Source organism: Bacillus salipaludis (assembly GCF_004358205.1).
On sequence record NZ_SMYO01000055.1, the window covers coordinates 1 to 6,404 of the forward strand.

Consider the following 6,404-nt stretch of genomic DNA (forward strand, 5'->3'; position numbering starts at 1 on the left):
ATGAAATTAGCAAACTCCCGTAAGGGATACTGGCGGATATCTAAAAGTGAGATTCTGCATCAAGCGATAACAAAAGAAAAACTCACAAAATGGGGATTAAAAGATATATCCCAACTTTATGAGTTACGATACTTAAAAGATTGAACCGCTGTATACGGAACCGTACGTACGGTGGTGTGAGAGGTCGGGGATTAAATTTCCCCTCCTACTCTATTGTGGTAACTGGCAGGATAGCATTCCTGTTGATCGTTAATTTTCGACTTTGAAAAAAGGGCTCCTCAGTAACTGTAGTTTTTTTGTATTTGTAATTTATCGTTATGATAAAACCTCTTCTCAATAAATGTAGAGGTTTTTTATATTCGAGCCCCTAGTTTGAAGTTTCTAGGATTGCTATTGAAGGAACTTAGCATTCAAACTAAATTAGTAAATTAAGGAATTCTTAACAGTGCATTAATAATAGATTTACAATTCTAATTTATATTTAAGTAGTCAGAAAGATTAGAAATTGATGAGAATTTTAATTAATTTTTAATCAAAGAATGAGAGCAGTTTGTAGCTAACTCTTCTTATGCTCAATGATTAATATTGATTTTAATTTAAAGGGGGAAAATTAACATGAAATCTAGGTTCAAGAAAAAGGCTATTCCATTCATAGCAACGACAGTTCTCGCAACCACGGCTATAACAACCCAAACTTTATTTAATGACGGTGGTAATCAAAACGCTAAAGCACAATCATTGTCAAAAGAAGAAGTGAAAAAGAATGGTGCATCATGGCTTGCAGGTGACCACCATGTACATAGTGAATGGAGTGTAGGTTGGGACAATTCAACAAATCCTCCAACTCCAATTAGGGGTGGGGATGCTATCTATCCAATCTCTAAAAATGCCGAAAATGGTAAAAAGTATGGCCTTGATTGGATGATGACAACAGATCATGGGGGTCCTAACCATTCCAAGGTCAACTTAGAACAAGCTTATCCTGAATTAGTAAAATCCCGTGCAGCTGTTCCTGAAGTTCTTCAATTCTATGGAATGGAGTTTGACACACCAGCAGCTGACCACAGCACTCTAATGATTCCAAAAGGTGAAAAAGAATCACAAGTGCTTTATGATCTTGAAAGCAAGTTTAATTCTCGTGATGCTTATCCAAATGACCCAAGCCGTAATACGGAATCAAAAATGATTGAAGCTCTGAATTACATGAAGCAAATGGACGAGCTTCCAATTTCTATCGCTCATCATCCATCCCGTTCAGCGACAGGTGTTGGCGTATGGGGACAAGATACTCCGCAAGAGTTCCGTAATTGGAATGATACAGCACCAAATATCTCTATTGGTATGGAAGGTGCTCCTGGACACCAAGCAAGTGCTATTAATCCAGATGGAACTCTTGACCTTAAAGGATCTCGTGGTAGTTATTCAAACACAAACGCTCCAACAATGGGTGGTTTCGATCAGATGAGTGCTATCGTTGGTGGTTTATGGGATTCGATGTTAGGTGAAGGAAGACACTGGTGGATTACGGCTACTTCTGACTCACATGTTAACTGGCGTGATGGAGGAAGTGACTTCTGGCCAGGTGAATATTCTAAAACATATGTAAAAGCAGAGAAAAATTATCAAGATGTAATGGAAAACCTTCGTAAAGGTAATGTATTTGTTACCACGGGTGACCTGATCTCAGAACTTGATGTTAGAGTACAAGCAGGAGGCAAATCACCATTGCATGCAGAGGCAAAAGGAAATACAGCATCCATCGGTGAAACACTTACACTTCCAAGTAAGAAATCTGATGTAACAGTAACAGTTCGTATCAAAGATCCAAACACTGCGAACTCTCACGGAGATAAGCCAAATGTTCAACGTGTTGATTTAATCATGGGAGAAGTTAAAGGAAAAGTGGAAGACCGCTCAACTGCCTCAAATCCTACAACCAAAGTGGTGAAGCGTTTCACAGAAAGTGATTGGAAAAAAGACGGTGAATACATCACCATTACTTATACTTTAAAAGATGTGGACAAAGATAGCTATATTCGTTTACGTGGTACTAACACTGATCAATTAGAACCAGTAAAAGATCCTAAAGGTGAAGATCCATGGAATGATCTTTGGTTCTATTCAAACCCAATTTTCATCAAATCAGATAAATAAAAGGGTAAAATGAAAAAATGGCGAGGGGGTTTTAAAAATCTCCTCGTCTTTAAAATTATCTTATGTCAAGACATAATTGAAAGAAAACAAAAGAAATGGACGTGTACATAATGAAAAAGTTATGGTGCTTTATTTTTCTCCTATTACTTTCATTTAGTTCTTTCCTTCCTTCCCCAGTATTTGCTCATACCAACAACAGTGAAGGTTTTTCAACCATTGAGGTTAAAAAGAATGCATTGGATTATGAATTAAAGCTTGATTTGGAGGAGTTGGGACATTCTCTTAAAAAGGCTACGGATCAAAAGGAGTTAATTGACCATAAGGTATTGCAGCGTTATATCAATTCCCATATCAAGCTTTATGCAGACAGCGAATTGGTTGAGGGTAGCGTATTAAAAACGGATATAGAGATGATTAAGGAGCGGCCGTTTGCCATTATAAATTTAGCATATAAAACAAACCATAAACCAGAAAAACTAGTAGTCGAATATAATATGTTTATGGATGATTCCGACCCAAGTCATGCAAATTTTGCAGCAGTAAAAATGGACGGGAAACAACAAGAAAAGATTTTGACATTCGAATCAAGGGAATTTGAGATTGGTAAAATAAGTTTCTTGCAGAATGCCACACAGTTTTTGGTGCTTGGCTTAAAACATATTTTTACAGGTTATGACCATATTCTGTTTGTCATCAGTTTGCTTTTTGGAGCAAAAACGATTCGGCATATTCTTTCCTTAGTTACAGCCTTTACAATTGCACACAGTATTACTTTGGCTTTGGCAACTTTCGATATTGTTCACCTACCAACCAGATTTGTAGAATCCGCTATTGCTTTAAGTATTATTTATGTAGCACTTATGAATATTTTTAATCAGGACTCAAAACACCAGCCATGGCTTGCCTTTGCTTTTGGGTTAATCCATGGATTCGGATTTGCAGGCATTCTTTCCGAAATGAGATTAGATACGAACCATATGGTCACTTCACTTGTATCTTTTAATATCGGGATTGAAATCGGTCAATTATTAATCGTTTCTATAGCATTTCCGCTCATTTTGTGGATTAAGAAATTAACCCTAAAACCAATTAAATGGGTTATCCCTGGTACCTCAGTGGCCATATTAGCATTTGGAATGGTATGGTTTATTCAACGAGCTTTTTATTAGGTGAGGAATATAATGGAAAGTATTTGGAAGCAAGTTTAGAAAAGAACGAAAAGTAATGGGGTGTCTAAGTATAATTGTGTCTATATTTATTTTATTTGTATCAATGGAAGGTTTCTTATTGAAGTAACGGGTGCAAGAGTTGAAGAGCCAAGACGTCATTATCGACAGCTTTTTTATTGTCTAACGGGGCAGGATTGTTGAAGAGTTCAGATTATTCTTTTTCAGCAATCAGGACAGATTGCAGCATAAGCTTATATTACCAATTCGCAAGGAGTGATTTTAAATGAGTGTTGAAAGAGATAAAATATACCCCGATTGCCCAACTCTTATTAAAACAGTCGAGGTTGGCGGTCTTACGAAATCGCAGCTTCTTCAAAAATTGCAACAACATTCTATTTTGATGAATGAGCTTGGAGAGAGGCTGTTCGCTGATGATAAATTTACTTTTTCGGATACGATATACAGTGTGAGGGCTGTTGAACTCAAAGTTCGTGATCTTGGCTTTCCCGAAGGAGCTACTATACCCCAGCTTTTTGAAAAAGCGAACAAGGTTGGCTTAAAATTATGCCCCCTTGAGCTAGGACCACACTTAAGATTGGAGTATCTGGATCAACCCGAAGGTCATTCGGGGAAGCCTTTTTGGCGACATCGAGCTCCGTATGGCTCCGTTACAATAGCATCGGAGATACTATCCGAAGACGTCGACTTTCCGAAGGGTTTCTATCTGAGACGAATTGAAGGTGTGCTGTGGTTGCGCGGATATATTGCTGATGATCTGCACGTCTTGGGGCCAGATGATCACTTTGTCTTTTGTCAAAACGAAAACGTGAAGTAAAATATTCCAAATTCAACTATCAGGTGCAATACTTAAAGATCCAGCTGCCAATTCAGGCGGCTTTTTTATTGTGGTAACGGAGGTTAGTTAATAATAGGACGCATTTGATGTGAAAGGTGCGACACAAATGAGATTGTTGAAAAAGGTTTTCTTGATGTATAAAGAGCAAAGGTAAAACAATACCTTTGCTCGGAACATTTAACAATTACAAATCATTAGAACGTTACCGTCCAAATCTTGAAAGTTAAAATAGGCAAAATCCCCAACTCGCTCTATTTTTTTAACAATTGTTATTCCTTTGTCTTTAATAAATTTATATGCTTCATCAATATCTTTAACGAAGAAATTAAATAAAACATGATTAGAAGGTTTTAATTGAAAACTTGGATCTAAAGTGTGATCGTCTAATGTAATACCTGTTTCGGCTGAGATAGGGATATTGTAAACGGGAGATGAAACATTTTCCTTTATAAAAGGTATTCCAAGCAATTTACTGTACCATTCTGCTGATCTTTCTAGGTCACTGACATGAATAAAGACATTATTTACCTTACAAGTTATTGGAGAAACAATTGAATTCATAAACATTCCACCTCGTTTAGTTTTACCTTACAAATTCAACAAAATTTTAAAAAAACCTTTAAGAAAAGTGACGTCGTTTTATGAACAAAATGTGCTTGTTCAACTAACGGGTGCGTTCGTAAAAATGTTGTTGATTGCTTTCTAACTTGTGTAACCAAGGATTCGGAAGCCAAATTAATAGTTCTCCCTTTTACAAACGTTTGTCAAAGGGTTAGGTACCGATCCAGGAAGGATAGGCATTTTTTTCGTATAATCATTTTTCTCGGCGAAAGCTTTGCATTGTATGGGACCCACCCGCACAAACTATATAGACAGAATACTAGGGAAGGTTTGTCGCAGGTGCATAAAGTAAAAGTGTTTTTCAAAACTTTGATTCAAGGCTTTTTTCATCACAATATTATGTATTTAAGTTCCATCATTGCTTATTTTGGAGTTGCTTCGACTATTCCTCTTACGTTGCTGTTGATTTTTTTTGCATCTCTATTTATTGACGGTACAGCTGTTGAGCAGTTTCTCGATCATCTGTTTCAATCATTTATCCCTTCTATGCCGAAAGGGGAATCATTTGTTACGACCACCATCGATCATCTAACTCAATTCCGTACTGCGGTGGGGATAATGGGCATTGGTGGACTGCTGTTGGCATCTATTGGCGGTTTCCTGTCTTTGCAAACAACGCTCGACACGATTTGTGAAGTTCGTAAATACCGTTCCTTTATTAAGCAGTACGTGATTGGGTTCGTGATGCTGGGTTTTTTGCTTCTGTTAATTCTTGTGTCTTCTCTTCTATCGGCGGTTTCACCCGAAGTCGCCATGAGTATCGCAAAATTTGATGGATTCGAATGGGTTCACATTGTTCACATCATGTCAGGGACGTTCTTCTTGTTCTTCATGTTCGTAACCTGCTTTCTCTGCTATCGGATTCTACCTTCGGCAGCACTCTCGACGAAAGCTTTGCTGACAGGAGCGATTGTGACCACAATAGGTGTTTACGTTGCACGCCAGCTGTTCGTTATTTATACCCATCATTTAGGGAATTACGAATTGATATATGGGACGCTAACGTTTACAACACTGGTCACGTTTTGGATCTATATTGTGAGCGTCCTCTTTTTGTTTGGCATGGAGTTATGTGTCACGGTTGACCGTGTTCGTGGGTTACACCCATTACATAAGGATTATCAACCACAATAAAGCATAGGATTTTTTATTTGTTTTATCTTCTCTGCCCTATCAGGTACAAGCTCTAAAATGTCCTCAATAATCTATATAATGGATGGTACGGGAGGCAAATTTTTAACTATGTATATGTTAGCGGTTGTAGGAATCAGAGTTATATAAAAATTATCAAAAGAAGTAGGATGCTACAAGTTGGCTCTTAAAGGGTGCTTTTGATAATGATGGGAACGCTTTGGCGGTTCCCTTTTTGTTATTCTAGAGTTAGTTTGTGAAGGGTTGCACTTATACTAAGGGGTGCTTATTTTTTAAAGAAGGGATCGCTACGGTGGTCCCTTCTTCTTATGTGCGCCCGGCATGGGCGATAACTTGGTGGTGAAAGTCCACTACAGGCTTGGCAGTAGGAACTGTTAGCCAATAGCAAGGGTGTCCACCGTGAGGTGGAATCTGAAGGAAGCTGGAGGCAAATTCTCGAACTGACGAACAGA

The 6,404-nt window shown here is 37.9% G+C and carries 5 protein-coding genes and 1 pseudogene; 5 read left to right on the forward strand and 1 reads right to left on the reverse strand.

Translation table 11 applies throughout. The annotated features are described in order from the left end of the window. The first annotated feature begins 615 nt into the window (after positions 1–615). From E2K98_RS29670 to E2K98_RS29685, 4 genes and pseudogenes are all read left to right on the forward strand, one after another. The gene (locus E2K98_RS29670; protein ID WP_133340525.1) at positions 616–2,154 is read left to right on the forward strand and encodes a CehA/McbA family metallohydrolase domain-containing protein; all 1,539 of its coding nucleotides are present in this window, start codon (positions 616–618) and stop codon (positions 2,152–2,154) included. 110 nt (positions 2,155–2,264) lie between these two features. Next, positions 2,265–3,323, forward strand: a complete 1,059-nt coding sequence (locus tag E2K98_RS29675) for a HupE/UreJ family protein (protein ID WP_133340527.1) — start codon at positions 2,265–2,267, stop codon at positions 3,321–3,323. 43 nt (positions 3,324–3,366) lie between these two features. Beyond that, positions 3,367–3,450, forward strand: a pseudogene (locus E2K98_RS29680) (DUF3953 domain-containing protein); the annotation flags it as partial. A 156-nt stretch (positions 3,451–3,606) separates the two neighbouring features. Then, positions 3,607–4,158: a helicase gene (locus E2K98_RS29685; protein WP_133340529.1), complete on the forward strand. Its 552-nt coding sequence runs from the start codon at positions 3,607–3,609 to the stop codon at positions 4,156–4,158. A gap of 198 nt (positions 4,159–4,356) precedes the next feature. On the opposite strand, the gene E2K98_RS29690 is transcribed toward E2K98_RS29685, so the two are convergent. Continuing rightward, positions 4,357–4,740 carry a VOC family protein gene (locus E2K98_RS29690; protein ID WP_133340531.1) on the reverse strand — a complete coding sequence of 128 codons (384 nt, stop codon included), beginning with the start codon at positions 4,738–4,740 and terminating at the stop codon, positions 4,357–4,359. Positions 4,741–5,079: 339 nt separating this feature from the next. Between E2K98_RS29690 and E2K98_RS29695 the strand changes: the two genes are divergently transcribed. After that, complete coding sequence (locus tag E2K98_RS29695; protein ID WP_235824980.1) at positions 5,080–5,934, forward strand: YihY/virulence factor BrkB family protein; 855 nt, start codon at positions 5,080–5,082, stop codon at positions 5,932–5,934. The last annotated feature ends 470 nt before the right edge of the window (positions 5,935–6,404 follow it).